Below are 25,042 nucleotides of genomic sequence, written 5' to 3'. Positions count from 1 at the left end.
CCAGAGGGTCCGAGCACTAGACTGCCTGGAAGGTTTGGCGCAAAGGCTGTTTCTGGCCTGCGGGCCTGACGGCGCAGGGGGTGAGATGATGCCACAAGCTGAATTCCGGATCGGGTCCGGGCGCCAGTCGTGGCCCTTCAGCCGCGGTCTGGTCGTAGAAACGGCGGTGAATGCCGGGGCCAGTGCGCCTCTGGCCGCCGCGATCGGCCGGCGGGTCGAGCAGCAGTTGCGCCTCGCGCGCCGGCGCCTGATCACGGCGGACGAGCTTCAGGCGTTGACCGCTGAAATCGCAGAGGACGTGGCCGGCCCGGAGGTGGCCGCCCAGGTGGCCCGCCAGACGCCAGCCTTCGTGGACATCCTGGTACGTTCGAAGAAAGGCAATCTGCCCTTCAGCCGCGGCGTGCTGGCCCGGACACTGGAGGACGTGGGCCTGACACCGCGTGAGGCCTATGCCACGGCCAGCGGAGTGGACGTCGAGATGCGCCAGCAGGGCGTCCAGACCCTGACCGCCGAGGACATCGACCAGCGCACCGAGCGCTTTCTGGCCGAGCGCTACGGAGAGCACTTCCGGCTGACCTACCAGTACCTGCGTCAGAACCAGGGGCGGCTGGGCGTGATGGCTGATGAGCTGGGCCTGCCCACTCCCTTCAGCAAGGGCGTGCTGGTGCAGTCCATGCTGGCGGCCGGGGTGGCGCCGGACGTGGCCCGGAAAGTCGCGCGCATCACCCAGCGCGATCTGCGCGGCAGCGAGGACCGTGTGGTGCGCCGCACCCGCATCCGCGAAAAGGTCGAAGCCCTGCTGCGCGAGGAAGTCGGCCCGGACGTCAGCGCCCGCTACCGGCTGCTGCGGGTGATCCGCCGGCCTCCGCGCCCACTGGTGGTGCTGCTGGGTGGGGTCAGCGGTACTGGCAAGAGCGTTCTGGCGGCCGAAATCGCCTACCGACTGGGCATCACGCGGGTGGTCAGCACCGACTCGATCCGCGAAGTGATGCGCGCCATGGTCTCCCCCGCCCTGGTGCCCACGCTGCATGCCAGCACCTTCAACGCCTGGGAAGCCCTGGTCCCGCCCGGGCAGTCGATCCCCGACCACCCCACCGAGGCGGAACTGCTGGCCGGCTTCCGCGAGCAGGTGCAGCAGGTGAGTGTGGGCCTGCGCGCGGTGGTGCGCCGCAGCATCGAGGAAGGCACCAGTGTGGTGCTGGAAGGCGTTCATCTGGTACCGGGCTACCTCCGGGCAGATGCCTTTGCCGGCGCCCTGGTGGTCCCTCTGCTGGTAACCCTGCCCAATGAGACCGAGCACCGCCGCCACTTCGAGAGCCGCGATCAGGAAACGGCAGCCAGCCGGCCGATGCACCGCTACATGCGTTACTTCGATGAAATCCGCACCATGCAGAACGAACTCGAAGCCGTGGCCCGGCGCCTGGATGTTCCGCTGCTGGACGGGCTGACACTGGATGAAAGTACCGATCAGGCGGTGGAGGTGGTCCTGCGGCGCGTCATGGTGGCCCTGACTCCGGAAGAACGCCGGGCCCTGCTGGGAGACGATCTCTCTATGGAGACGGGCGAGAGTCTGCTGAACCCCGAGGGCAGTTGAAGATCCAGCGCCTGACCAATATTCCGGTTGATGGGCTTGACTGGCTACCAGGAAATCAAAGGCGGGCTTGTCAGCGCCGAATAAAGGTGAAAGCAGCTTTACGCAAAGAGGCCAGGGGCAAGAAGCGCCTGCCTCAAGGCATCAGCCGTTCGATCTCCCACCCGGCCTCACCCCTGGTGTACCGGAACCGGTCATGCATGCGGTTGGGCCGGCCCTGCCAGAACTCCCACTCCTGCACCTGGATCCGGTAGCCACCCCAGAACCCCGGACAGGGGATGTCCTGATCTGCCGGAAAGCGTTCCTGAAGTGCTGCCAGCCGCGTTTCGAGTTCCAACCTGCTGCTCACTGGGGCACTCTGGGGATCGCTGGCATGGGCCGCCAGCTGGCTTTCACGAGGCCGGGAGTGGAAATAGGCAGCGCTGTCCTCTGCGGAGAGCCGCTCCACCGATCCATATGCCCGGACCTGCCGTTCGTGCTCGGCCCAGTAAAACAACACCTCCGCCTGGGGATTGTCCGCCAGGTCGTGGCCCTTGTGCGACTCGTAATTGGTGAAGAAAGTCAGGCCCCTGCCATGCGCGCCACGCAACAGAACGGTACGGACGCTCGGACGGCCTTCCTGGTCAGCGGTCGCCAGGCTCATGGCATAAGGCTCGCGCAGGCCCGCCTCCAGGGAAGTGTCCAGCCAGCTCTGAAACTGCTGCAAGGGATCTGCCTTCAGGTCGGCCCGGCGCAGTTCACCGTGGATATAGGAGAGGCGTAAGGTACTCAGGTCGGTCATGAACTCAGCATGCCAGAGCTGATCAATCAGGTTGTGTTCATCGCCGTGCGAAGTGTCTCGACGAGATACTCACCGCAAGCATAAGTGACGCGGGAACAATCAATGATTGCGCAGCCACAGGAGAGGTAGAGCGGCCAGCGAGGAACTGTTCAAGAAGCCATGAAAAATGAACCCGCGCAGAAGGCGGGTTCACTGAGTGGCGGGCTTCCTTACGGACGTTGCTGCGCACCTTCATTCTGGGGTTGCTGGTGTTTGCTGCTGGCTTCGCCATGGTCAGCCTCTGGGATGCCTGGCAGGTAGAACTGCTCCGGCTGGCGCCTGGTTCCTGAAAGGCAGCTATATTTCTCTACTTCCATAGCGGTGGCTGGGTGCGCTGTCCACTGGACCCGCCAAATCGCTTGTCCTCGGCGTGCTGAATAGAGTTCCCCTGGTTGCAGGGCTGGCATGGAGATGGTCTTTCAGGCACTGTCTTCCAGCGATCTGAGCAGGCTGAAAAAGCGACCCCACGGTTCTGCTTTGTGCAGACCATCCGATACCGCCGCTTGCAGATCAGAGAGCGAGTGCAGACGAGACATAAGGAAAAGCGCCCACTAAGTGGGCGTTCGCTGGCACATTTGAGAGGATTTGAACCCCTAACCCCTACCGTGTCAATCTCATAGAACCGCCCCCGCCCACCCCAAGCACGAGCAAATACCACCCAACAAGAGCGTGCCAGACGCGTTCGCTTTCGCCCGAGGATCAACCACCCACAACCCGAGCCAAGTGGGGTTGCTACCAGCATCGCCGCCTTTGCTCCCCTCTCCCCGGTCACACGCCCAAGGTCTACGTCACCGTGATTCATACGCAAACGGGTGAGGTCGTGCGGTACCTAGATCCGTACCCATCGACAGCTGCAGCCCAAACCGCATGTAGGACCGCGGCAGGCCAGTTGCTGGTCTGGACCTGAAGTGCGTCTGAAAAACGTGCCGACGCAGGTTTTTGTGGCTGATGGAGCGGAGAGATGATGAGGCGGAGGTGGTGCGCGCATGACTGGACGTCCGTACCCAAACGACCTCACCGATGACCACCACGAGAATACTGAGCAAACCTTCCATTCACGGAGTGTAAGGTGGGAAATGAGGACATAGCAGGTGGGTTCCACACGCGAAAGTCCCCACCTTCAGTTATGGCAGAGGGGTGGGCCTATTATTCCGAACGAAACGTTGTAATCGTGCGTAACAACGGTTACGCATTACTTCACATAATGTCCCGGATCTATGCTTCCTTATGCTCCGGATTTTCTTCCTGTTGGCCGGTCTGGTCAGTATGACCGGATGCTCGGACTCTACTCCAGCGGCGCCCGGCGTCCTCAGCTGCTTTAACGAGACACTTTCTGAGCGTCCCACGGCTGTGACGCCACCGGGAGGATGGGAACCCCACATGGCATGGAATGAGTGCCTCAACAAAAACGTCGAAGACAACAAGTGAACCGGAGACCCTTCAGGGCCAGTAGGGTTGATCTTGGGGAAGTCCAGTTTTCAGTACAGAATCAAGCCCATAACTACACCCCTTGAGGCGTATCACGTTGAGAAAGGCACTCTGAGCGCAGGCGTTCTTCAGCCTGGAGTGTATGGAAGTGTCATAAAGTACGGCGTATGCCCTGTCATATGCCCAAGCTTTACGCGTCCGTGGTTCATACCCAGACGGGCGAGGTTATGCGGCGCCTGGGCCCTTACAGCTCGGCAACTGCCGCTCGAGCAGCTTGCGGCACTGCGGCAGGCCAGTTGCTGGTCTGAACCCGCCGTGAGCAGGACTGGATCGCGGAGAAGTACCCGTGGGAATACCGGATACCGGTGGATGGCTCTCCTGCCCTGGTCTGAGAGATCACCCTCGGTTTTCATTCGGCGAATGATGCCCACCCCCCATTTGATAAACATTGCAGCCCTGCCCCGGCGCCACTAGCCTCGCATTGTGTCCAGACCTCCCCCTTCCCTGCTGGTCATCGTGCCAGGGGACTGGACCACGGTCCCGGAAGGCGTGAAAGAACTCGAGCGGTACCTGTCAGATAAATGCGGTGGCACCCTGGTGATACAGAGCACTCCCGCAGCGTTGCGCTGCCCCCTGGTGTTGCCGGTAGGGGTGTGGGCACCAGGCACCTGGCTCATGGTACGCAAGACGATCGAGCTGATGCTGATCCCCAGGGCGTTCTTCAGTCTGGGGTGGATGGAGGAAGTCACGTAAAGGCAGATCAGGAGTCATGCGAAGTGCAGCTGCCCGACGGCGCCCGCTTCCCCCGGTCCGTGCTGTGCCGTGGCCGGCAGCATCACGTCAGTCGGCAGGTCGACTGGTACCGGGCAGGCGGACGCTGGTGGCTGGGGGAGCTGAACCGCGATGTCTGGGGGCTGGAGTGTGGCCACGTCCTGACGGAGGTCTGCCGCCGGGACGAAGGCGGTCACCGGGACGGCCTTTAGGGCTGGTGGGTCATGCGGGTGCAAGACTGACGGCACAACACAAAAAGGCCCCGCCCGCCAGCCACAGGGGCCGGGAGGTGGGGCTTCGCGCAAGGTCATTCCTCTCGGAAGACTGACTTGAATCTTACGCGGGACAAAATGTGTTCTTTGCCCTCCCAGCCGGGATTCCTTAGGAAGCACTTCATGAGGCGGAAAAGGCCTTCCCTGGCCTCCGCTCGGGTCGGGTATTCCGTTCGATAGGGAGCCATTACACGAACCCCTGCGGGGGCGCCCGCTAGCCTGCCGGGGTGTACATGCCTCGGCCTCAGCTGCTGGTGATCGTGCCAGGGACTTGGAACGCGGTCGCTGAGGGCGTGACGGAACTGAAGCGGTATCTGGCCGACGAATATGGCGGCACCGTCATCATCCGGACGACGGCCGCGCCGCTGTCCTCTCCCCTGATCCTGCCGACCGGTGTGTGGGCCCCCGGCACCTGGCGCCTCGCGCGGCGGGACATGGAACTGGTACTGCTGCCTCAGGCGTTCTTCAGCCTGGACTGGATGGAAGTGTCATGACAGGAAAAAAGCCGCCACACAAGTAAGCCCCGTTATCCAGGCGTTCGCTCGCAATATTCACCCATTCCCCCGGTGCCGCTCGCTGGCCGTGCAGCCACGTCCGGTACCGTCAGGCTGCCTGGATGCCGGTCGGTCCAGCACTCACCTGATCGGGAGTGAGCTCAGCCTTGAGCAGGACGACGTGTGCCCCACGTGCTCCGTCAAGTTCAGGCTCCGGTCTTCAACTCGAACTGCCAGCACGGCCGCACCACGAGGACCTGCCCGGATTCAATGCCGCGCACCATCGCGCTGCGGTCCGTGAACCCCGGGGAAGGCATGGTGGCGTCCTGTGGGCCTTTGGCGAACATGACTTTGGCCAGGCCCAGGTGAATCAGCTCCGAACGGAGGGTCGGGACCGTGAAGGTTTGAACTTCCCCGGTGGGAAGGTAGGTCAGGGCAAAGGAATAGGGGTCGGTCATCAGTTCACGCTCCACAGCCGGACATCGTGTCAGCAACAGACCACCACGGCGTTCAGGAGGAGTATGCCTGGAGTTTTCTGGGTCGTTTGAGAGACCCGGCCCGTCGCGCCGTCTGGTGACCTTCACCCTCACTTCCGCCAGCCAGATTCGCTGCTCTGGGAGACTTACGATGAAGCATGCCGTTGAACCTTCCAAAATGGCTGGTGCGGACCGACCGGGGTGCCCAGGCACGCACCCAGCGGACCCGGGTCAGCGACCAGTTCGAACAGGATTTACGCGAGGCGCTCGGGAACCTGCCGTACGAGGTTCACAGTTCCCTGCTGCTGGAGAACTTCATGGCCCTGACCGTTCAGCCGGGCGAAACCCAGGGCACCCTGGCCCGTGAAGCCCGGCGGCGTGTGGACTTCGCGATTGTCGCTTCCCGCTCAAGGACACCAGCTGTGGCCATCATGCTGACCACCCGGGCGTACGGCCGGGACCGGCGCCAGCCGCCAGCGAACCCGACGGAAACGGAAGCGGGCGTGAAGAACAACTCGATAGTTCCGGTGGTGCACCTCAACCCACGCGAGCTGAAAGGAGCGCCGGCCATTGCCGAGGCCCTGAAGCCCTACCTCTGAGTGTTGAGAGCAACAACCGGAAAGAAACAGATTCCTAAGGAACGAAAATGTCGTGAGTGGTCAGTTCGTTCCTTCAGTGGGACCCAGGAAGGGCCAGACGTCAACCTGAAAGCTGAAAGCGCGGCAGATCATCGTTGAGGTCTCCAGCAACCCGGACCCTCAGCGGGCCAGGAGGCACCTCGACGGTCACCACGGGCTCAAAGGACACCACATCACCGACTCCGACCACTCCTGACGCCGCCAGGAACGTCGTCTTAGCCATGACAGACCAAGTTCCGTGTGGCGTTCCCGGCTCAGTCGTGTGAGCGCGAAGCGTGACGTTCACTTCACCGTCATCAGGCAGACCGACCGAGAGCAGCGTACGCCGGACGCTCAACAGATTCCCAGTCTCGCCAGGGAATGCCCAGAGCGCGGCTTCGTCCGGGCAAGGGCTGGCCTCCGGATCGAATACCACTAATTGCGCGTGGCTGGGCCAGAACACCACAACAACTTCTGGTCTGTTCATGTCATGGATTTAATCCTCTGGAAGGGTCAGAGATCCACGCAGATGGCGGTGGAAGCTGGAGTCTCGAAGCAGGTGGTCGCGCAGGACCTGCGGCGATTCTGGGGCCTCCAGGATTTTAAGAACCTGTCGGTCAGCGGTAAAGTGCAGGTCAGGGACCTCTTGTCCAGCAGTGTAAGCAGCATGCAGGAAACTGGGCACTGGCGGTGACTCCCAGTGCCCAGTCTCCTGCAGCGGTCTTCAGTTCACATTCCGGGCAAAGACGGACATGACGTACGGCGCGCTTTGAGGGGTGTACTGGGTGGTGCCACTGCTCATCTGAGACACGCTCCGCAGCCGGAGGGTCACCACGCGGGTGGCGGCGGTGTACTCGAACGCGGCGGTTCCGGTTGCTGGCAGGATCAGGTTGTCGGCCAGCAGGCCGGTCGAGACCGTCCCGGAGTAGGTGGTCGGGGGTGTATCCACGCGGTCCCAGCACCCGTCCGCGTTCGAGTCCAGTAGTACGGCACCGGACGCGACCCGGATCTCCTGCAGGCCGTACGCGGTGCTGTCCAGGCCAGGTAGCGGGGTGCGGTCGGTGGCGGCAATACTGGCGCGTGGGATGTAGCGGTACGCGTGGAGGCGCCAGTCGATCACGGTGCCCGGCAGGCGGGTGCAGCCGGTGGGAGCGCTGGTTTCCACGACTGGCAGAATGACCGCGAGGCAGGGCACAGTGCCTGCACGAGAGCAGGTGCTGCCGTTGATGGTGAGACCGTCCGGGACGTTCTGTGCCGCGCGGACCTGCGCGCCCACGTACCCCGCCACATCATTGATCGCCTGCAGGCGTTGCGCATTGCTGGTCTGCTGCGTGGAGTACTGGATGGTGGTGCTCTGCAGGTTCAGGATCAGCGCCATCAGAATGCCGAGGATGGCCATCCCGACCAGCAGTTCCACCAGGGTGAAGCCGTCGCGGTTCATGACGTCCTCGCGATGTCGAGGGAGAAGTTGTGGGTCTTGCCATTGATCGTGCAGCTGAGTTTGACGCGTTTCAGGGCGGACTGACCATTCAGCGTTTCCAGGTCCACTGGAGTCGTGGTGGTGCAGCTCAGTCCGCTTCCCACGCCGGGCACCGTGACGGTGGAGAGGGTGCTGTCGAAGTTGTTGCGCAGTTCCCCACGCACCTGCTCGAAATACCCCTGGGCGGCGAGCAGGACCCGCTGATCATCCCGGGTGCGGCTGTTGGTGGTGGCCAGGCCGGGCAGCATGGTGATGATGGCGGCCACCACGATGCTGAAGATGGCCAGCGCGACGAGAATCTCGATGAGGGTGAAGCCCTGCTCTTTCATTGCACGACCACCTTGCCGAGCAGGCTGATCACGCGAACGGTCCGGGTTTTGGTGGCGTTGCGGGAGGAGGAGACGGTGATGGTGAGGGGCAAGGACGTCCCGGTGGGCAGCACCAGGGTCCCGTAAGGCGCTTCGAAGGTCAGGGTTCGCGCGGTCTGAATGCGGGCGTTGCTCAGGGACACGGTGCGTCCGGCAGCGGTGAAGGACGTGCTGTTCGCGGTGGTGGTGAGGCTGGCCTGCGGCTGGGCGCCAGTGGTGGACAGCGTGGCGCGTTTGACGTCCGTGCGCACCCGCTGGATCTCCTGGGCGAGGGTCGTGGCGGCCTGTTGCGCTTCACTGGCGGCCAGCCACCCGAGGTAGGTGGGCATGGCCAGACCCATCAGCACACCGATGATGCCGATCACGATCAGCACTTCCACGAGGGTGAAACCCTGGGTCCTCACCGCTGCCTCCATCCCGCTGGAACGCGCGTGAAGGTGTAGGCACCAGCCGCCGCGACAGCGTCGAAGATGGCTTCCGGGTCGTACGACACCTTGCGGCCGTTCCCCCCGAAGTCCGAGTCGTCATCGTCCACGCCGGTCACGGTGAGGCCGTCGCTGCTCAGAATGCTGCCTTCCACGACGATCGCGCCGCACAGCTGCAGGTTTCCGCGGATGTCCACGTTGCCGCGCACGTAGATGATGCCTTTGAATCCGCACGAATTAACTTCGGCGGTGGTCTGGTTGATGGTCAGGTCGCCGTCCACGATCAGGATGCCGGTCCCCTGGACCTTCTCGTTGTTCATGTTGATGTCTCGGTCGCCCGCGGTCCCGGTGACCCAGGTGAGGCCGCTGACATCCCCATCGAACTGCGCTTCGGTGAAGACCGAGGCAAGGGGTTTCATCTGCGAGGGCGTCATGCCGAACGTTTTGATGAAAAGAGCGTCGCTCAGGGGGCTCGGCACCAGCGCCGCACCGGCCGTGCCCTGCTTCACGTCACCGGTCGCGGTGGCCTGTCCACCCGTCGTGAAGGACCCTGCGGTGACCACCGCATTGGTGGATTTCTGGACGGGCCGGCCTTCCAAGTCGAGCGCAGTGTAGGAGGTGAAGGCGGGGGCAGAAGGGGTAGCGGGGACAGTTGTTGGTGTCGTAGCAGTCCAAGTGCCCACGGTGACGCTCTGGGTACCGTCGGGGTTCGTGACCGTGCTGCTGACAGCGGAGGTGTAGGTGTACACACCAACCTTGACCGCGACCTGGTCTCCCACCACGAACGATTCCTTGCTGTTCATGGTCAGGACGTTCGAGTTGTACGACACGATGCCGTTCATCACGTAATCCAGGCCGAGGTCGCCGCTGGGCAGGGCCGCCCCACCCGTGATGGTGGGCATCCTGACTGGTGTGACAGCCAGGGTGGTCCCGGTGTTCCCGGTAACCTTGAACGTACCAGTCTGGGTGGAGGACAGGGTGCCTGCGAGGTCACTCAACGGCAGTTGGATGTACGACCCGACCGCCACCTGGCTCGCGCGGGCCTGGGAGGTCGTGTTCACGTTCAGGGTGACGGAACCGGTGCCCAGTGCGCTGGCGCTCCCGGCACGGGAGACGGTGAGCAGGTCATCGTACAGACCGGTGTTGTCCGCTGAAGTCGCGGTGGTCCCCGCGATGGTGGAGGTCGGTCCGCCCTGAATCTGCACCGAAGGGTAGGATGTCACGGCACCCGGCACGTTCGGAAACCCCAGGTCCGCTTTGACGGCGGTGTAGCGCTGCAGGACGCGGGCCTGCCCGGCGGTGGTGGTGCCACGGGCTTCAATGTCCACGCTGGTGAGCTTGTTGGTGGTGGGGTCGAGATCAACGTCGACCGCGACGAGTGAAACGGTGCCGCCGGTGGCGACGCCGGCGCTCTCGACGGTGAAGCTTCCAGGCGCCTGGGTGCCCGTGACGGTGGTCAGCCAGGCGTTCACACCGCACAGCGCTTTGACCTTGGTGCTGCCGGTGCAGGTGGCGGGGATTCCGCCCCCGTACTGCGCGACGCTGCGGGACCGGACGGTAAACGCGTTCTGCCCGGATTCACTGGCCAGGGCCGCCTGGTAGGCCCGGGTTTCGCTGGCCGCGCCGCGGCGGCTGCCGAGCGTCATGGCCGAGGTAATGGAGACCACCACGATCAGAATAATGGCGGTGAACAGCACCATAACCAGAACTGCGACGCCCGCTTCTCTCTGTTTGTGCATAGGCTCCACCTCTTCAAGGTTCATTCTGAACCCTTGACGCTCATGGCGGTACACCAAAGTAGGGGCGCGATCGATGACCGGAGGCGGGATGCTTTGACAAACCACCTCAACCTGGCAATGGGTGATGTTTGCGGCATTCACGACCCGTGGCCACCTGAAGGGACCGGAGTGCACAGCCACTTTGACTTCATTGGACGGGCAGGATGCCTTCCAGTGACACCCGCGGCCAGGCAACGTCCGGCAGTCTGGGGGCAGAGCCGAGGTTAAACTCAGCCCACCACTGGATCCGCTGCCTCCCGCCAGCTTCTGATGATTTACACGCCTCGCCCTTCCCTACTGGTGGTTGTGCCTGGTGCTTGGGATGTGGACTCTAAGGGCGTGAAGGAACTGAGGCGATATCTGGCGGACGAGTGGAGCGGCACCGTAAGGGTTCAGAGCACGCCCGCACCACTCAGCTCTCCCCTGATCCTGCCGGCTGGCGTGTGGTCCCCCGGCACCTGGCGCCTCGCGCGCCGGGACATAGAGCTGATACTCCTCCCCCAGGCGTTCTTCAACCTGGAGTGTATGGAAGTGTCGTAAACGAAAAACCGCCCCGAAGGGCGGTTTTCAGATCATGTGTAGCTTACTGCTCTTTTCCGTTGATGAAGGTCTTGGAGTTGCCAGCGGCGGTCATGACAGTGGTCACGGTGAAGTCATCCGTACCGTTTGCAGCAATGGTGCAGGTGTTCGTACCAGTGGGAGCATCGTCAATGGGGTACTTCACAGTAGCGGAGGCGGCAACGGCGGTCATGCAACTTCCGTTGTACAGGGCAGCAATGTCGGCAACGCTCATGTTCACGTCATCAGACTGAGCAGCAACAACAGCCTTGTACACGTTCGCGTTGTGGCCCTGGCCAGCGCGGGCGGTGGCGCTCTTACGGGCACCCAGCAGGTTGGGGATCAGGACAGCGGCGAGGATGCCGATGATAGCGATCACGATCAGCAGTTCGATCAGGGTGAAGCCTTGGGTCGTGTTCTTCATGGTGGTCTCCTGGGTGGCCGTCGGGATAGAAATAGGTATATGGTCCTTCCGGCCAGGTATGGCATCGCGGTTAGGTAACCTGTCCGCCCCTAGAGAGTAAGAGGTCAGTGAGGTTTTTAAAAGTATCTAAATACTGAATTCTATCGTCCAGCACGTGAATATCTGATACTCACCCCGATCTAGCAACTTGATAATTTCATCAAAAATGCACAGTTCCTAAAGGCCAGATTCAGCCCCGCGACAACGAAAAAACCGCCCCGAAGGGCGGTTTTCAGATCATGTGTAGCTTACTGCTCTTTTCCGTTGATAAAGGTCTTGGAGTTGCCAGCGGCGGTCATGACAGTGGTCACGGTGAAGTCATCCGTACCGTTTGCAGCAATGGTGCAGGTGTTCGTACCAGTGGGAGCATCCTCAATGGGGTACTTCACAGTAGCGGAGGCGGCAACGGCGGTCATGCAACTTCCGTTGTACAGGGCAGCAATGTCGGCAACGCTCATGTTCACGTCATCAGACTGAGCAGCAACAACAGCCTTGTACACGTTCGCGTTGTGGCCCTGGCCAGCGCGGGCGGTGGCGCTCTTACGGGCACCCAGCAGGTTGGGGATCAGGACAGCGGCGAGGATGCCGATGATAGCGATCACGATCAGCAGTTCGATCAGGGTGAAGCCTTGGGTCGTGTTCTTCATGGTGGTCTCCTGGGTGGCCGTCAGGAAAAAAGGATGGGAGAGGTGTCCTTCAGGCCGGGGATTGCAGGTGGAGTAGGGTGTCTCCCTCGCTCACATCCAGAGCGTACCCAGTGATCTCTCACAAAGTTATTACTGTGACAGCGCTTAACATTCAGCCGATTTAATTCGATGTAGAAGCAAATTCTGGCGCGATCTGATACAGACCTTGCCTCACCCGAATAAGCTAGCCCTTATTCAACCGGACGTCCAGCCAGTTGCTGGCGCGGTGCTCCAAACCTGGGAAGAGCACTTCGGCAATCTCAGCCTTCGTGGCCGACCACCGGATCCTGCTAACGTCCTGCTGGAACCGCAGCCTCAATTCCTGAGCGGCCTCGGCCAACTGGAAGTACCGGCCCGCCCCAAATTCACTGAACGCGAACTCCTGCATCATCTGCTCTCGCGTGGTGCCCTACTCAATCCGTTCGTAGATGGCCTGATGATCCTTGGGCGTCTTCTGTTCCACGAGGACAATCCCGAGTACCCGACGCAACTCCTCGGCAGTCAGGACGATGGTCACCGCTCGCTCAGGATCTCGGGCTCGTCGAACACGTAGCGACGGTCATCCGGTACCGGGGGTTCGTGGCCCAGCCAATCAGGAGCGGTCATGGTGCCTTCTGCGGCGTGGCGGGAATACTGCCTACGTCCGGATCGTTGGTATAGATCCTGACCGGGTTGGTGCGGGCGTCGATGGTGAACCCGTTGCCGTGCACCTGCACCAGCTGGCCAGTGATCTCCTGCTCATTCATCAGCACCCGGGTCGGCTCGCCGCGCTGGGCCTGCAGGTCATCGATGCGCTTTTTCGCGTTTCTCGCTTCCAGCCAGGCCAGCGGCTCGTGGTAATGCTCCCGGATGAACGCGGCGCACTTCACCGGATCTTTGATGTGTGTGCTGGGCCAGTGATCGGCGGCGAGCTGGCCAGCCTTCTTGCGAACACCGAAGTGCAGGTGCGCGTACCACTGACCGCGCCCGCCCTTGCCGACCTGGCCGATCAGGTCGCCCGCGTTCAAATAGCTGCCCTTGCGCACGTGGATGTCCCGCAGGTGCCAGTAATGCGCCTCACTGCCGTCGGGGTGCTCGATCAGGACGATGCCGCCGATCCCCTTATGCCAGAAGGCGGCCCTGACGGTCCCGCCCTCGACGACGTACACCGGATCACCCAGGTCAGTGTCGCCACCGGTAATCGCATTGAAGTCGACCGACTCGTGCTGCGAGCCAGTGGCCTTCAGATACCCCTCGTCCAGGAAGCCGGTCCCGGGCTGTACGGAATAGCGAGTGGTGGGCGTGTCGAGCATCGGATAGAACGTCATCTGATCTCCTTCATGGGTTTAGTCATGGCTCTCCTCAAGAGGATCAGGTGCCCACACCGTGCGCGGATCCTCGCCGTGCTTCTGTTCCAGGAATTCCACCCGCACTCGTGCTTGGTCCCGCTGGTAACGCATGGTGAACACCTGGTGCGTCAGCCTCGTGATCTGACCCTCGGCCGTCCCGAGGCGGGCTTCCACGTCGGTGATGCGTTTTTGCAGGTCCTCTTCGTTCTTCTCGGACACGGTGCCGCCCCGCCATTCCCGAATGACGTGCGACAGGCCGTAGAGCAACGCCAGGACGATGGTGGCCGCGCCGCTCTTGGCGATGATGGGCAGGAAGGCACCCGCGTCAATGCCGTTCACCTTTCACTCTTCCAGCCACTCGGTGGGTTGGCAACCAGGCGCTTGACCCACCTCAAGTCAGCGAACCAGACCCGGAAGTCTGCTGCCCACAAGGCCAGGGAAGCGAAGGCCAGCAGGGTGTTGGTCGGCACGTTCGGAATGAAGCCCACCCCTTGGCCCACCGCTGCCGCCACGGCGAAAAAAAAGATGCTACTCAGGAAGTTGGCGAGTTGTGCGCCGAGACTGCCCGGTCGGGTGAAGTACATCAGGAAGGCAATCCCCAGAGCGGCCCAGCCCCACAAGTGCCAGGGGGCCATATCGTCGAACCGGCTGTAGGAGGCCAGCAGGAGCGGCGCGTTGGGCTTGTGGTACACGGCAGCGGCCCAACCGAGGTGCACCAGGATCAGTAGGACACGGACGCCCGGGTGATGGTGTTTCACAGGACCTCTGCAGGACGCCAGTGCGTACCGTCCCAGTACTCCCAGCGCCAACTCCAGGTGGTCCAGAGGTCGCGGTTGGGAATGGTGGTTCCTGAAGCGGTCACGGTCCAGGCGCCCTTCTCAGGACGGATGGGCTGGTATGGGGCGCCGTTGCGTCGGGTGTTCAGCGTGCTGCTTTTCCGGACTCGGGCCTGAGCACGTCGGGAGCAGCTGGGGTGCAGGCGGATGACGGGTTTGTAGGCGAAGATCAGGGCGTTGTCCCGGATGATCTGGACGGCGCAGTACTTGACCAGGGGAGTCTGAGGGGCCAGCGGGAGGGTGGGTACCTCTTGAACAGATATGCCGGCCAGCGCGAGGGGACTGAGGCTGAGGCCCAAACCGATGACGGCGAGACAGAAGGTATGAAGTATTCGGCGCATGGGCCTCCTTGGGAACCGCCATGGAATGAGGACGGCCAACCGAGGCGGGACGGTCGGCCAGGAAAAGGGCGTGAAACAGGGGCTCACCCCAATTGATCAACATCGCCTAAATTGCGAAATGTCGAACTTCTTACATAAGGTGGAGCATGACCTCCAGCATCCAGAAAAACCGTCACGAACGCTTTCTCGAATGGGATGAAGTAGAGCTTCCAGCTGAGGACTCGCCTCAGGATGACCTGCATCACGGGAACGCCCACGAGAACCAGCCATCAGGGCTGTTTTACCGCCTCACCCAGTCTCTGCTGGGCAAGCGGCAGCTCAGCGAGGTCTAAGCAGAAGACGGCGCCAGCAGGCGGGCGCTGGAGCAGAAGTGGGTCAGAAAAGTTGTGTAGGATCTGGCCTCGACACCCCGACCACCAGGCCCGGGGTGTCCTCTATTGACGTGGGCAGCAGCTGCTCAGCCATAGATGATGGCCGGCGCCGGGAACTTCGGTCCGAGGTGGATGCCCCGTGCGTGGCACCAGGTCAGGAACTCAAGGTGAGCGGCCTTTTCCTCCGCCTGGGTCGCGTGCCGATTGATCAGCGTGTTGCCCGTGGTCAGGGCCGGATCGGTGTGGGCCGTGCCGAACCCTTGCGGGTATTGCGCGGCGTCCATGGGCCGGACAGTGACGCAGTCCTTGATGCCGTTCCCGGCCCACAGCTGCTGCCCTTGCACGACCAGCGAGCCGTCGTAGTTCTGCATGTACACACCCACGCGTGGATCCCCCGTGAAGTCCGTCACGCCGTCCCGTGTCCGGCTGGTGAACACGACCTTGGCCCGCTCGATGCGGTGGTCATGACTGTGCTGCGCACCCAGCAGAGTTCCGGGCCCTAGCAGCCACGCGTCCTGCACGATGGTAAACGCGCCGTTGCCCTGGTAGCTGGCCGAGTCCTGACCGTCCTGCTGCAGCCCGCCCGTCATGCTCTGGTAACCAAAGGAATAATCGCCGGTTGGCTGTGGCGCCCCGGCGATGTACGACCCACTCGGCTGACGTTGCCCGCCCGTCGGCCATCGCTGGCCCGGCTGCCACAGCTGCCCCTGAGCGTTGATGCCGTTGCCGTAGTTGCCCAACACGAACCAGCCGCGCACGGCAAGCGGTGCATCCCAGGATTCGCCCCCGGCAAGGTAGAAGTTGAACAGGTCTTCTGCCAGACCGCGCCCCGGCTCCTGGATCGCCATGTTTCCCACGAATTCCAGGCCACCAAAGAAGGCTGCGGGCAGGTTGTCCTGTTTGTTGCCAGCGCAGTTGACCACGAGGGCCTGAGCGAACTCCCAGCCAATCGGGAGCGTAAACCCTGCCGTCTGGTTCGGGTCGCTGCGGCCTCTCGTCGAGCCTTCCTTGTGGTTCGACACGATGGTGGTGGTCGCCAAGGTGCCACCGGCGCCGTCGCTGCGCTTGCGGTGCAGGTTGTAGAAGACGTTGCCGCTGATGTCGGTGGGCATACCGCCTTCCGCCTTCTTCTTGCCTCGCCACTGCCCCAGCAACAGCCCGCCGAGCTCGCGCACAATGTTCCGTCTGGCGGCAAATCCCTTGAGGTAGTCACCCCGGAAGGCCAGACCAGCGGAATAGTCCTTGGTGGCTGGGATCCTGCCCCGGATGTAATTGTCTTCCAGCGTGACTTGCGCTCCGCCAACGGCTCTGCAGAAATCGCCAGAGGTCAGCGCCGTACAGGTGCGGATCAGGACCGGGTTGATCGTGTTCACCTGCACGCAGTGCTCGCGCTCGCCGGTGCGGAAATGCTTGTTCTCGAAGATCGTGACCTGGCCGGGCGTGGTGTTACTGCCGTCGATGACCAGCTGCGCGGTCTGGTACACGTCCGCGAACGCCGACTGGGTACCCGACAGCAGGGCCCGCAGCTTCAGGGTGTTATCAGCCAGGACGGTGTAGATCCGGTAGGAGACACTCTCGCCTTCCCAGGCCCACAGATCCCTATTGATACCTGCGTAATTTGGGAACAGCTTACCCTGCGGCTATGCCACAGATTTGGCGACCTGAAAGGCTGACCCGTCCCCAACTGGAGGAACGGCGTCTGTTCGCGGAACCCTACATCCGAGAGGACAAGCTCAGTTCCGCACAGCTCAGCGAACTGTGCGGCGTGGGTTCCAGCACTGTCCGAAAATGGCGTCAACGACTGCGTTACCAAGGTTCGCTGGAAGCGACCTTTGCCTCAGGCCCGCCTCGACGCCTCCCAGATGAGCAGATCGCGGATGTGATGGCCCTGCTTGCAGCAGGGCCTGATCCACACCTTTACCCCGACCAACGCTGGACCTGTCCCCGAGTGCGGGATGTCATCGGCATGAAATTTGACGTCTGGTACCACGTGGATCACCTGGGTCGCTTGCTCCATGCATGGGGGTTCTCACGGCAAAAACCGACGAAGCGGGCAGCAGAACAAGCTCAAGAAGCGGTCATCGCCTGGATCGAAACCGTGGTGCCTGAGCTCGAAAAAAAGATGGAAGACGGAGAAACGCTTGCGTTTCTCGACGAAGTGGGTTTCAGCTTGAAACCCACGGTATCGCGAACCTGGGCGCCGTGTGGGCAGAGCCCAGTACTCGACGCCAAAACCAATTGGGACAAGGTGTCAACGATTGGGGCGATCACGACGACAGGCCAGTTCTTGCAGCAGACTCATCAGGCCGCCATCAAGGGCACCCAGGTCATCCAGTTCCTGACCCATCTGCTCCGACATGTGCCTGAAAAGATCACGGTGATCCTCGACAATGCCAGCATTCACAAAACGAAGGCGCTGAGCGCCTTCGTCGCCGATGAGGTTCGTCTGTCTCTCAAGTATTTGCCGCCGTACTCACCAGAGTTGAATCCCATTGAACTGGTCTGGGCCTACGTCAAGCAACACATGTTGGCGAATTTCTGTCCAAAAGATTTGCTCACTCTGAAGTCACGACTGGTGCAGGGGTGGCAGCGTGTTCGGTACATCCAACTCCCGACCCGATTGCTCTACGGCAGCCGAGCGTGACCAATTTAAGCAGGTATCAATATAAGTAACGCCCGTCTGTGGGACGGGCGTCAGGCGCAGGTAACTCCAGTCTGGAAAGCCTGGTTCGTGACTGCGCTCGATGTGGTACCCCTTGATGCCTGTTTCGGTCGCACGTGCCCACTGGAGCGCTGCGCCACGGGGGCCGAAGGTGATGCGGTTGCTGATCACGTCAGATTCTCCTGGCAGGGGTTCTGAGGGTGTTGGATCGGGCGGCGGTGGAGGCGGTGGGGGCGGGGGTGATTCGATGGGAGTTGTCGGGGGAGGCGTTGCTGATGCGGTCCCGCCTGCTGGTTGGGATTTGGTGTTGCGAGTGTCTTCCATCCCATGTAGACCTTTGAACTTCTTCCGAGCGTTCAATTGAATCACCTTCCATGCACGAATCTGGGCTGAATACCAGGAGAACGCGAGCAGATCGTTATACGTCAGGTCGTCATCCACCACGATCCCAGCGATGTGACGCCCTGACGCGCTGGCTGGGGGTTTCACCTTCGCCGTTAACGTGATGATCGGTACCGGCCTGACGGCCAGCACAGGATTCTCCGAGTCAACGAGCTTGGGGATCATGCGCCTGGCCGCTCACCTTGCACGATAATCTTGGCGGTGATTCCCTTAAAAGAGACAGTGTGGTCAAAGCCGACCACAAAGACGTGCGCGCCGTACACGGCAAACCCTGGGCGCGTCATGTCCAGACGATCCAGCGCGGCCAAGGTAGCCTGCTCGTCAGTGACCGCGCCGTACGTGTCGGTTTCAATGTCGAACGTGCCGACTTCCTTTATCTGATCGTCCGACATAATCACGCTCACGCCAACGGTTGAGAAATACTTTTGCACCATGATTACGCTCTCCCCCAGGTGACTTTGCCGCCTGTTACATATATCCGGTGCAGGTTGTCTTTGACGAACTCTTGCCCGGCGTCGAATTCGGTGCGGATGACTGCGCGGTATGAGTCCGACGCGCTCCACTGGGCGCCGTGAGCAAAGCCGTAAATAGTTGCACCAACCAAGTCGGCAGTGTCAAACATTAATTCAGGAAAGTTGCGCTCATAGCTGCCAGAAACATACGCCGATGGAAAGGCACGTTTCCAAGCATTAACAATGCCTGCGTTGCCGTCTGCCATGGTAAATGACAGGTTGCCTGCAGCCGGCGCTTGCGTAATGGCGCCAAGTGTGACATACAACCCTGAAGCCATATTGCTGAAGCCGTCAAGGTCGCTTTTTGAAGAAGCGCCATGAATTGAAACGCTGGTATTGCGCACCATCACATATTTACCGCTTCGGTTGGTCACGTCGCCCGTGAAGGGTATGACCACAGCGGTGACCGTCTTTGCTGCTGCACTGGCCGTAACAATCAGCGTGTGCGTCAACCTCAGCTTTTGTTGGTCGGTCTTCGTCACCGTAATGTCATTCCCGTTGGCGTCTTTGAATAAGCCACGAATGACCACAGCGCCAGGGCCGGCACCATTGCTGAAGCCCCACTCACGCAGGTTGCCGTTGCCGACACTTTCAGGAATTTCAAACTGAATGGGTACTCGCCATTCACCCGGCGTGGGTGAAGTCGGCGTCATGGTGTCAGGTCCGGCCGTGGCGCTTCTGCCTGTCTCGGCGGCCAGCGTCGTGTCAGTGATGGCAGGTGGTGTTGTGCCCGTGCCAACGCACGCGTAAATCCTGAAGCCGGACCTGAGATAGCCAGTGTTGCCGCTTGTGTTGTAACCATGCACAATGCCGTTGGTGCCAATGGCGTCAAGCCCGTAGTTGGTTATCAAGTTGTCCTGGTGCCCTTCCATGACCACTTGTTCGGTTGCCGAATCGATGAGTTGCCAATCCACCTCGCCCCTGAGTCCCATGTTGACGTTGAATCCCTCATGCTGTGACATATCGCCCTCCAGTGATCGGACCTATTCCAGTCGTCATGCTTTCATCTGCCGTCGCCGCCGTCACGACGCTCAGCGGATAACGCCCGGCTGTAGCAGGACCGATGCCACTTTCAACGTGCTCATACCCAGACGCCGACCCTGGCGCCTGAATCGGAATGGCATGAACGATTACGACCAGCAGGTATTGACCGGCAGTAGCCGGACTGATGCCCGTCGTGAGCGCTTCATCCCCAGGCGGCAGTGCGTGAATGATGACCAGACCCACGTACCGCCCGGCCGTCATCGTCTGAACCCCTGTGCTGAGCGTGTCAGCCACAGGCTCGACGATAATCACAACCGGCTGCAGGAAGCCAGCCGTGAACGTTTCCACGCCAGTGCGCATGTAATCCCGCACCGGTATGGCGTACCGATCTGACGAGTACGCCCACGGCACCCCCGCCAGGGTCGCGCCGTATATCTGGTACCTGTACTGGCCGACAACCACCTGATCCAGCACGCCCGGCTCAGGCAGGGTCAGCATCGTATGTTCAACCTCGTAGTTCTCCCGCTGCACGCGGGCGCACACGCGCAGCCGATCCGCCGACAGGTAGAACAGCAACACGTCCGACGCGGGAATATCGTACGTCAACGGAATATCGTTGAGCAGCACAGGATCCACACCCGGGAACGGACCCCGGAAGATGTACTCCTGCGTCTGCAGCGACCATTGACGGACGCGCACCTGACCGTCATCCTCCCAGCCGAACATGTGCCGCGCCGATTGATCGAACGCCAGGGCGACGTGACGCGCTGAACTCGGCATGTTCGGGAACGGAGCGCCAGGTTGCACCTCGACCCAAGCGCCCGACACCTGCTGAAACAGCTTAAGCCCTGCCGTCATCGTCCAGGCCAATGCCCAGTTCCAGCTGAACAGTGCCGCTTCATCACCCTCAGCCGGATCGGTCATGTTCCGCGGGCCGCGTGCCAGCGCGATCTCAGGACGGAACGTGTCACGCGTGCGTTTGGTGACCACGACGCGGCCCAGACTGATCCCGGCTGAAGCGTCGGCACTGTCGGACCATTTCACGCCATAGGTCAGGCCGTACACGGTCAGGCCACCGTGCCCGTTGCGTCACGCCACGACCCTGCAAAGAACCACACCGGTTTACCCAGGGTGGTGTCTGCGTGTTGGTCACCCGGCTGCGGGTTGGATGGCCTTTGTGCTGTGGTGCCCACCGTGAAGGCCGGGCCAACGGTGCCTTTGATAAGCGAATGCATAAATTCAAAGGTCATGTCATACCAACTGCCTGCTGTGTAACTACCGTTCCATATACCGCCAAGGTGTGTGACCTTTTCAGCCGGCTGTGGCATGGCAAGGGTGTTTGACAAATTTTGCCCAGGTGAACTCGTGGCCGTCGTGCAGACGAAGTGCAGATGGTAGTAGCTCCCAACAGTCGGCTTGTGCACCGTGGGCAAGACCCAATCTTGCAGCTTTGAAGTGCCGTCTTGTCCTATTTGGTCGGTCTGCGCAATAACGGCGCCAAGTGTGCCCCCTGGGTCACTGGCGCGATATTCCATGCGCATTGTTGTGCCTGCACCACCCTTTGCCACCATGCGCACCGTGTCAAAAGTGAAGGCCCTGTCAGCCCTGAAATGCACTGAATAGGTAGCAGTGTTGCCGGCACTGCCGGTGTGATGCGTTTGGCCACGTCCCGCAGTCCTGCTGCGCGTGTCGGCCATAGGCACAGCCAGCGCGTTGGAATAGTCGGCCACCGTGGTCAGCAGTTCAAGGGTCTGCTGATACCAACCTTGACTGCTGGCCAGCAGGTAAGCCATGCCATTGAAACGACCACCAAGCCACGTCAGATTCGTGCCGGCCTGCGGCGTGCTGATTATTGTTGTGCCTGCACCGCGTACTGAGCTGCTGTCAGACGACGCGTAAACGAACAGGTAGTGCTTTCCTGCAACAGCATTGACTGTGGTTGGCAGTGCGAAGTCACGCACTTTAAACGGTGCGTCCATGGTCACAGCTGCGCTTGTGGCCAGTACCGTGCCGGTGTCCATTGCAGAAGAGTCAGACAGGCGCACGGTCACGGTCATGGTTGACCCGGCTGTTGCCCTGAACGAATGACGCACGGTGTCAAAGGTGAAGTTGCGGTCGGCACGCACAAGCAGTGCCAGTGTGCCCGGCGACCCCTGGCCACCGTTGTTAGTGAAAAAGTGGTCACTTGCGGTCATAGCCGTTTGCATCAACGTGGCTGCGGCCGTGGCCGTGCCACCTGAAGCCGTTGACCCAATGGTGAACGTGCCGGCCGTGTCGTCGTAGGTGTAGGTGACGTTGACGCCTGCGCGGCCCATAGCTCCGACAATGTCCTGCACCTGTTCTTCGGTCATGCCTGCCGGCAGCGTGTACGTACCGGCCGTGTCGTTATAGGTACCCTGCGCGCCAAACATGGCCGCCACCATGTCTTCAACCTGTTCCTGCGTCAGTCCACCCGGCAGCACATAGGTGCCGGCCGCGTCGTCATAGGTGCCGCTAACCAACATAGCGGCCACCAGGTCCTGTAATGATTCGGCGCTCCAGGTGGGCCGCCCCTCCAACACAGCAAGCGCGGCGTCAATTTCATCCAGCAGATCGACGTCAAACGCGGTATTAAATGGTCTGGGAGCGACCCCGGCGATTTCATCCAGCTTTGCCGGCGTGAGTCGCTTGTCGAACGGAGCGCCAGGGTCGGGTCGTCTGATTGGTGGCATGGTGTTCCTTAAGTGGTAGCGAGAATCTGGAACCAGGCTGGGCCGTCTTCGGAAGGCAGCACCTCGATCCGGTCAACGTTTGACGGGAATAGCCAGCGCACCCCTGAGGGAATGGTCATCGGCTGTCGCGTGTCGGCCCCGAGCGTCATTCGGATCCGGAAACTCGCCTCGCCTGGATTGGCAATCTGACTCCCGGCCTTGGCGGGCTTGCCGAGGTCAGCCGTGAAATTGACCATGGTGGCAGTCGTGACCGTCACCTCGTACGTTTTCACTGCACCACCACCTGATACGCGTATTGCTCGCCGTTGATCGGTTGCATTTCCACACCCGTCACCGAGAACGTCAGATCAAGGCTGGTGCGCGGTTGAACCGTGATCGGATCACGCCGCGTGTTACCTTCGATCAACACGACCCGGAAGTCCACATCACCCAGGTTGGCGACGTGCCCACTAGCGATGGCACGTTTCGGCGGGATCACCAGGAAGTCCAGTAGCAGCACGACAGCAGACGTGCCCTCATACGGGTAGGGAAGCGCCCCAGCTGCGAATACATCGCCACCCAGCCCACCGCCCAGATCAGCCGCGGTGAGTGTGCGCCCGGTATTCAGGATCAGCACGTGCCGGACGTGGTTCACGATGCCGCTCAGGTATTCCGGCAGGTACGATCCCGGCCAGTACTGGTTCAGGTCGGCCAGCTTGGTGCCGCGCCACCACAGCTCGCGGGCGTTCTTGATCGCCGTTGCTATCTGCGCTTGTGCGGTGAGGGATTCATCGACGCTCTGGTACATCCATTCCCCGGCCAAGGTTATGCGCGGGCGTTCCGGCTGCACGCCGTCCCCGAGGGGGAACCAGTTGGTGCTCTGCGGGCTGTGCGTCCAGGTGTACGGATCGACCTCGCCTGTCGCACCCTGGATGCTCAGGGTGGGGCTGAGCTTCACCAGCTGAACGCCGAGGGCATCATGCAGCGCGAATGTCTGAACAGTGTTGAGATCGAAGAACACAGGTTCTGGTGCCAGCGTCATGAAACCTCCTATTGCTGAGCGGTGAGGGCCTGGAATGTGGCGCGGTTGTCGGCCTGCTTGATCAGGCTGCTCATGGCAATGGCGCGCGGATCGTCCGCCTGGCCGGTGAGCACGACCAGTTCAAAGCCGCCGTTGGCGGCACCACTGGACACCCGGTACTCGTAGGCCTCGACCGCTCGCTCATACGCGTACGAGGTGGCCTGGATCCGGCCAGTCAGGGCACCAGGCCGGATCATGCGGTGCAGCACGATCTCAGCCGGTTCCTGGGCTGGGACGCTGTAGTGCGCTTCGGCCAACGAATCCAGCAGCGCGGTATTGATGCCCTCCGCGCGGAACTCGGCCAGCTGTAGAGCATTGTTGGCGTACGCCACCACCGACAGCAGCGGCGGCATGAACGGCGCGCCCCCCTGCGCTTCAGGCTGGGACCGCGTGTAGGCGCTCCAGCCAGTGCCATGCCCAGGCAGGAACGATCCAGGCAGGAAGGGGTGATAGATCGTCAACAGACTGGCTGCGGTCGGGACCGCGTCACCTGGGTGCCACAGCAACCCCACGTTGCCAGACGGGCTGGCCGGGGTTGCTGTGGCATCCGCACCTGCTACCGTCACCCGGTCAATTTGGAGCCCGTTCGACTTGAACCACACGTAAGCTCCCGCCGCACTGGCCGTGACTGACAGCTTGGGATCGGTGCGGGCGATCAACCCGTCTGTCAGCCCAGCCACCGCTTCAGGGCTGGGCTGAACTGCGTCCGGCGTGAAGGTGTAATCCTCGCTGCCCCCGGCCAGCTGCCCCACCTGGAATGTGCCCGGCACCTTCCTCCACACGTCCAGGGTGGCGTCCACGCTGAGCGGTTTGACGCGCTTGCGGTAGGTGGCCGCGTGCGGGCTGACACTCAGGTGCTTGACCCAGGAGCCATCGGCCCGCTTGGCGATGAACCACAGCACCGCCGTGCAGGGGGTCTCGGCCACTGGCGACTTCCACTCCAGCAGGGCGATATCCTCTGCCGTCAGGACCACGGTGTCGGTCTTGCGTACCTGACAGAAGTACTTGCGGTCTGGGTTCACGCCGTAGACGGCATGCACCGGGGTAGGCACGTCGTTGACCTGCAAGGCTGCGCCTGCCGCCACCACCGCTTCGATGAGCGCGAGTGCGGTCTGCTGGTTGCCGTTCCTGATGGCCCCGAAGGTAAACCCGAGGTCAGCGACCAGCAGGGCGTCATACTCGACGATTCCGGCCAGGTCAGGCAGTACGGCCTCAACGATGGCGCGGATGGTCAGGTGAGCCGCCTGGTCCGGCGTGCTGAATCCTTCCGGCACGACCACCTCACCCAGTGAGCGTGACAGGCTGCGCAGCACGTAGTTCTCGCCCTTCACGTCCCGGGCGTTGCCGCCCTGCTTGACCTCGCCGTAGTACAGCGACGTCCAGACGTCAGGCGCCGTTTCGATCTGAAACTGCACCGCCGAAAGCGTCGGCAGCTGGATCCCGCTGCCTTTGGCCGGAAAGCGGCCCTCCCGGGCATCACCTTCTGGCGTGAGAGGTAAAGCAAAACCAGCCGGGAGCACCCAGCTGGTATCGCGTTCGATGATGCGGGGCTGTGCTGCGCCCGCCGCCGGCCACACGCGCAGCCGCCAGTTCAGTATGTTCATGGGT

The 25,042-nt window shown here is 61.8% G+C and carries 29 protein-coding genes; 8 read left to right on the top strand and 21 right to left on the bottom strand.

Translation table 11 applies throughout. The features are described from left to right. Nucleotides 1–88: 88 nt before the first annotated feature. On the top strand, nucleotides 89–1,594 hold the full coding sequence (locus IEY49_RS00805; protein ID WP_189004191.1) for a 2-phosphoglycerate kinase: 1,506 nt from the start codon (nucleotides 89–91) through the stop codon (nucleotides 1,592–1,594). Nucleotides 1,595–1,727: 133 nt separating this feature from the next. Here the strand turns inward: IEY49_RS00805 and pdxH are convergent, their stop codons facing one another. After that, entirely contained in the window at nucleotides 1,728–2,372 is a 645-nt protein-coding gene (gene pdxH / locus IEY49_RS00800; RefSeq protein WP_189003616.1) for a pyridoxamine 5'-phosphate oxidase, read from the bottom strand. A 1,950-nt stretch (nucleotides 2,373–4,322) separates the two neighbouring features. On the opposite strand from pdxH, the gene IEY49_RS00795 reads away from it, so the two are divergent. From IEY49_RS00795 to IEY49_RS00785, 3 genes are all read left to right on the top strand, one after another. Next, nucleotides 4,323–4,592 (top strand): hypothetical protein, encoded by a 270-nt coding sequence (locus IEY49_RS00795; RefSeq protein WP_189003614.1) that lies wholly within the window; start codon nucleotides 4,323–4,325, stop codon nucleotides 4,590–4,592. Between the two features lie 23 nt (nucleotides 4,593–4,615). Further along, entirely contained in the window at nucleotides 4,616–4,822 is a 207-nt protein-coding gene (locus IEY49_RS00790) for a hypothetical protein (protein WP_229780560.1), read from the top strand. Nucleotides 4,823–5,115: 293 nt separating this feature from the next. Then, nucleotides 5,116–5,376 (top strand): hypothetical protein, encoded by a 261-nt coding sequence (locus tag IEY49_RS00785; protein WP_189003611.1) that lies wholly within the window; start codon nucleotides 5,116–5,118, stop codon nucleotides 5,374–5,376. Between the two features lie 206 nt (nucleotides 5,377–5,582). On the opposite strand, the gene IEY49_RS00780 is transcribed toward IEY49_RS00785, so the two are convergent. Continuing rightward, complete coding sequence (locus IEY49_RS00780) at nucleotides 5,583–5,834, bottom strand: hypothetical protein (protein ID WP_189003609.1); 252 nt, start codon at nucleotides 5,832–5,834, stop codon at nucleotides 5,583–5,585. Nucleotides 5,835–6,010: 176 nt separating this feature from the next. Here IEY49_RS00780 and IEY49_RS00775 point away from each other — a divergent pair, with 176 nt between their 5' ends. Continuing rightward, entirely contained in the window at nucleotides 6,011–6,451 is a 441-nt protein-coding gene (locus tag IEY49_RS00775) for a hypothetical protein (protein ID WP_189003607.1), read from the top strand. A 100-nt stretch (nucleotides 6,452–6,551) separates the two neighbouring features. On the opposite strand, the gene IEY49_RS00770 is transcribed toward IEY49_RS00775, so the two are convergent. From IEY49_RS00770 to IEY49_RS00750, 5 genes are all read right to left on the bottom strand, one after another. Continuing rightward, nucleotides 6,552–6,956, bottom strand: a complete 405-nt coding sequence (locus tag IEY49_RS00770; protein WP_189003606.1) for a hypothetical protein — start codon at nucleotides 6,954–6,956, stop codon at nucleotides 6,552–6,554. A 237-nt stretch (nucleotides 6,957–7,193) separates the two neighbouring features. After that, the gene (locus tag IEY49_RS00765; protein WP_189003604.1) at nucleotides 7,194–7,910 is read right to left on the bottom strand and encodes a PulJ/GspJ family protein; all 717 of its coding nucleotides are present in this window, start codon (nucleotides 7,908–7,910) and stop codon (nucleotides 7,194–7,196) included. Continuing rightward, on the bottom strand, nucleotides 7,907–8,278 hold the full coding sequence (locus IEY49_RS00760) for a PulJ/GspJ family protein (protein WP_189003602.1): 372 nt from the start codon (nucleotides 8,276–8,278) through the stop codon (nucleotides 7,907–7,909). The genes IEY49_RS00765 and IEY49_RS00760 overlap by 4 nt, the downstream gene beginning before the upstream one ends. Next, nucleotides 8,275–8,721: a type IV pilin protein gene (locus tag IEY49_RS00755; RefSeq protein WP_189003600.1), complete on the bottom strand. Its 447-nt coding sequence runs from the start codon at nucleotides 8,719–8,721 to the stop codon at nucleotides 8,275–8,277. The genes IEY49_RS00760 and IEY49_RS00755 overlap by 4 nt, the downstream gene beginning before the upstream one ends. Beyond that, nucleotides 8,718–10,481: a hypothetical protein gene (locus IEY49_RS00750; protein WP_189003599.1), complete on the bottom strand. Its 1,764-nt coding sequence runs from the start codon at nucleotides 10,479–10,481 to the stop codon at nucleotides 8,718–8,720. The genes IEY49_RS00755 and IEY49_RS00750 overlap by 4 nt, the downstream gene beginning before the upstream one ends. A gap of 378 nt (nucleotides 10,482–10,859) precedes the next feature. Between IEY49_RS00750 and IEY49_RS00745 the strand changes: the two genes are divergently transcribed. Continuing rightward, the gene (locus IEY49_RS00745; RefSeq protein WP_189003597.1) at nucleotides 10,860–11,060 is read left to right on the top strand and encodes a hypothetical protein; all 201 of its coding nucleotides are present in this window, start codon (nucleotides 10,860–10,862) and stop codon (nucleotides 11,058–11,060) included. 43 nt (nucleotides 11,061–11,103) lie between these two features. Here IEY49_RS00745 and IEY49_RS21315 read toward each other — a convergent pair whose 3' ends face one another. The 6 genes from IEY49_RS21315 to IEY49_RS00715 all read right to left on the bottom strand — a co-directional run bounded on the left by IEY49_RS21315 (nucleotide 11,104) and on the right by IEY49_RS00715 (nucleotide 14,732). After that, nucleotides 11,104–11,502, bottom strand: coding sequence for a prepilin-type N-terminal cleavage/methylation domain-containing protein (locus IEY49_RS21315; RefSeq protein WP_229780559.1), 399 nt, complete (start codon nucleotides 11,500–11,502; stop codon nucleotides 11,104–11,106). Between the two features lie 287 nt (nucleotides 11,503–11,789). Then, entirely contained in the window at nucleotides 11,790–12,188 is a 399-nt protein-coding gene (locus tag IEY49_RS21310; RefSeq protein WP_229780558.1) for a prepilin-type N-terminal cleavage/methylation domain-containing protein, read from the bottom strand. 641 nt (nucleotides 12,189–12,829) lie between these two features. Beyond that, a complete protein-coding gene (locus IEY49_RS00730) occupies nucleotides 12,830–13,534 on the bottom strand; it encodes a M23 family metallopeptidase (RefSeq protein ID WP_189003595.1) in 705 nt (234 codons plus the stop codon). An 18-nt stretch (nucleotides 13,535–13,552) separates the two neighbouring features. Continuing rightward, nucleotides 13,553–13,894 (bottom strand): hypothetical protein, encoded by a 342-nt coding sequence (locus IEY49_RS00725; RefSeq protein WP_189003593.1) that lies wholly within the window; start codon nucleotides 13,892–13,894, stop codon nucleotides 13,553–13,555. After that, on the bottom strand, nucleotides 13,891–14,313 hold the full coding sequence (locus IEY49_RS00720) for a hypothetical protein (RefSeq protein ID WP_189003592.1): 423 nt from the start codon (nucleotides 14,311–14,313) through the stop codon (nucleotides 13,891–13,893). Before IEY49_RS00720 ends, IEY49_RS00725 begins: the two co-directional genes overlap by 4 nt. Beyond that, nucleotides 14,310–14,732 carry a hypothetical protein gene (locus IEY49_RS00715; RefSeq protein ID WP_189003590.1) on the bottom strand — a complete coding sequence of 141 codons (423 nt, stop codon included), beginning with the start codon at nucleotides 14,730–14,732 and terminating at the stop codon, nucleotides 14,310–14,312. Before IEY49_RS00715 ends, IEY49_RS00720 begins: the two co-directional genes overlap by 4 nt. 146 nt (nucleotides 14,733–14,878) lie before the next feature. Between IEY49_RS00715 and IEY49_RS00710 the strand changes: the two genes are divergently transcribed. After that, nucleotides 14,879–15,064 carry a hypothetical protein gene (locus IEY49_RS00710; RefSeq protein WP_189003588.1) on the top strand — a complete coding sequence of 62 codons (186 nt, stop codon included), beginning with the start codon at nucleotides 14,879–14,881 and terminating at the stop codon, nucleotides 15,062–15,064. Nucleotides 15,065–15,189: 125 nt separating this feature from the next. On the opposite strand, the gene IEY49_RS00705 is transcribed toward IEY49_RS00710, so the two are convergent. Beyond that, nucleotides 15,190–16,587 (bottom strand): hypothetical protein, encoded by a 1,398-nt coding sequence (locus IEY49_RS00705; protein ID WP_189003586.1) that lies wholly within the window; start codon nucleotides 16,585–16,587, stop codon nucleotides 15,190–15,192. A gap of 167 nt (nucleotides 16,588–16,754) precedes the next feature. Here IEY49_RS00705 and IEY49_RS00700 point away from each other — a divergent pair, with 167 nt between their 5' ends. Continuing rightward, nucleotides 16,755–17,747, top strand: a complete 993-nt coding sequence (locus IEY49_RS00700) for an IS630 family transposase (RefSeq protein WP_189004189.1) — start codon at nucleotides 16,755–16,757, stop codon at nucleotides 17,745–17,747. A gap of 581 nt (nucleotides 17,748–18,328) precedes the next feature. Here IEY49_RS00700 and IEY49_RS00695 read toward each other — a convergent pair. The 7 genes from IEY49_RS00695 to IEY49_RS00665 are packed head-to-tail and all read right to left on the bottom strand — an operon-like array spanning nucleotide 18,329 to nucleotide 25,038. Next, nucleotides 18,329–18,601, bottom strand: a complete 273-nt coding sequence (locus tag IEY49_RS00695; RefSeq protein ID WP_189003584.1) for a hypothetical protein — start codon at nucleotides 18,599–18,601, stop codon at nucleotides 18,329–18,331. A gap of 2 nt (nucleotides 18,602–18,603) precedes the next feature. Then, nucleotides 18,604–19,641, bottom strand: coding sequence for a hypothetical protein (locus tag IEY49_RS00690; RefSeq protein WP_189003582.1), 1,038 nt, complete (start codon nucleotides 19,639–19,641; stop codon nucleotides 18,604–18,606). Then, entirely contained in the window at nucleotides 19,628–20,728 is a 1,101-nt protein-coding gene (locus IEY49_RS00685) for a hypothetical protein (RefSeq protein WP_189003580.1), read from the bottom strand. The genes IEY49_RS00690 and IEY49_RS00685 overlap by 14 nt, the downstream gene beginning before the upstream one ends. Before the next feature lie 2 nt (nucleotides 20,729–20,730). Continuing rightward, nucleotides 20,731–22,374 (bottom strand): hypothetical protein, encoded by a 1,644-nt coding sequence (locus IEY49_RS00680; RefSeq protein WP_189003579.1) that lies wholly within the window; start codon nucleotides 22,372–22,374, stop codon nucleotides 20,731–20,733. Nucleotides 22,375–22,382: 8 nt separating this feature from the next. Further along, on the bottom strand, nucleotides 22,383–22,646 hold the full coding sequence (locus IEY49_RS00675; RefSeq protein ID WP_189003577.1) for a hypothetical protein: 264 nt from the start codon (nucleotides 22,644–22,646) through the stop codon (nucleotides 22,383–22,385). Continuing rightward, nucleotides 22,643–23,395: a hypothetical protein gene (locus IEY49_RS00670; protein WP_189003575.1), complete on the bottom strand. Its 753-nt coding sequence runs from the start codon at nucleotides 23,393–23,395 to the stop codon at nucleotides 22,643–22,645. Before IEY49_RS00670 ends, IEY49_RS00675 begins: the two co-directional genes overlap by 4 nt. A gap of 8 nt (nucleotides 23,396–23,403) precedes the next feature. Next, the gene (locus IEY49_RS00665; RefSeq protein ID WP_189003574.1) at nucleotides 23,404–25,038 is read right to left on the bottom strand and encodes a hypothetical protein; all 1,635 of its coding nucleotides are present in this window, start codon (nucleotides 25,036–25,038) and stop codon (nucleotides 23,404–23,406) included. Nucleotides 25,039–25,042: the final 4 nt, after the last annotated feature.

The organism is Deinococcus malanensis, from assembly GCF_014647655.1.
Classification (GTDB): domain Bacteria; phylum Deinococcota; class Deinococci; order Deinococcales; family Deinococcaceae; genus Deinococcus; species Deinococcus malanensis.
Note: the sequence above shows the minus strand (reverse complement) of the source record. Positions and strands in the feature narration are given on the sequence as shown.

Excerpts from the sequence above, each read along its gene's own strand:
- IEY49_RS00805 (WP_189004191.1), top strand. The coding sequence starts at position 89 with ATGCCACAAGCTGAATTCCGGATCGGGTCCGGGCGCCAGTCGTGGCCC.
- pdxH (WP_189003616.1), bottom strand. The coding sequence starts at position 2,372 with ATGACCGACCTGAGTACCTTACGCCTCTCCTATATCCACGGTGAACTG.
- IEY49_RS00785 (WP_189003611.1), top strand. The coding sequence starts at position 5,116 with ATGCCTCGGCCTCAGCTGCTGGTGATCGTGCCAGGGACTTGGAACGCG.
- IEY49_RS00780 (WP_189003609.1), bottom strand. The coding sequence starts at position 5,834 with ATGACCGACCCCTATTCCTTTGCCCTGACCTACCTTCCCACCGGGGAA.
- IEY49_RS00775 (WP_189003607.1), top strand. The coding sequence starts at position 6,011 with ATGCCGTTGAACCTTCCAAAATGGCTGGTGCGGACCGACCGGGGTGCC.
- IEY49_RS00770 (WP_189003606.1), bottom strand. The coding sequence starts at position 6,956 with ATGAACAGACCAGAAGTTGTTGTGGTGTTCTGGCCCAGCCACGCGCAA.
- IEY49_RS00765 (WP_189003604.1), bottom strand. The coding sequence starts at position 7,910 with ATGAACCGCGACGGCTTCACCCTGGTGGAACTGCTGGTCGGGATGGCC.
- IEY49_RS00760 (WP_189003602.1), bottom strand. The coding sequence starts at position 8,278 with ATGAAAGAGCAGGGCTTCACCCTCATCGAGATTCTCGTCGCGCTGGCC.
- IEY49_RS00750 (WP_189003599.1), bottom strand. The coding sequence starts at position 10,481 with ATGCACAAACAGAGAGAAGCGGGCGTCGCAGTTCTGGTTATGGTGCTG.
- IEY49_RS21315 (WP_229780559.1), bottom strand. The coding sequence starts at position 11,502 with ATGAAGAACACGACCCAAGGCTTCACCCTGATCGAACTGCTGATCGTG.
- IEY49_RS21310 (WP_229780558.1), bottom strand. The coding sequence starts at position 12,188 with ATGAAGAACACGACCCAAGGCTTCACCCTGATCGAACTGCTGATCGTG.
- IEY49_RS00730 (WP_189003595.1), bottom strand. The coding sequence starts at position 13,534 with ATGACGTTCTATCCGATGCTCGACACGCCCACCACTCGCTATTCCGTA.
- IEY49_RS00715 (WP_189003590.1), bottom strand. The coding sequence starts at position 14,732 with ATGCGCCGAATACTTCATACCTTCTGTCTCGCCGTCATCGGTTTGGGC.
- IEY49_RS00710 (WP_189003588.1), top strand. The coding sequence starts at position 14,879 with ATGACCTCCAGCATCCAGAAAAACCGTCACGAACGCTTTCTCGAATGG.
- IEY49_RS00695 (WP_189003584.1), bottom strand. The coding sequence starts at position 18,601 with ATGGTGCAAAAGTATTTCTCAACCGTTGGCGTGAGCGTGATTATGTCG.
- IEY49_RS00690 (WP_189003582.1), bottom strand. The coding sequence starts at position 19,641 with ATGTCACAGCATGAGGGATTCAACGTCAACATGGGACTCAGGGGCGAG.
- IEY49_RS00680 (WP_189003579.1), bottom strand. The coding sequence starts at position 22,374 with ATGCCACCAATCAGACGACCCGACCCTGGCGCTCCGTTCGACAAGCGA.
- IEY49_RS00670 (WP_189003575.1), bottom strand. The coding sequence starts at position 23,395 with ATGACGCTGGCACCAGAACCTGTGTTCTTCGATCTCAACACTGTTCAG.
- IEY49_RS00665 (WP_189003574.1), bottom strand. The coding sequence starts at position 25,038 with ATGAACATACTGAACTGGCGGCTGCGCGTGTGGCCGGCGGCGGGCGCA.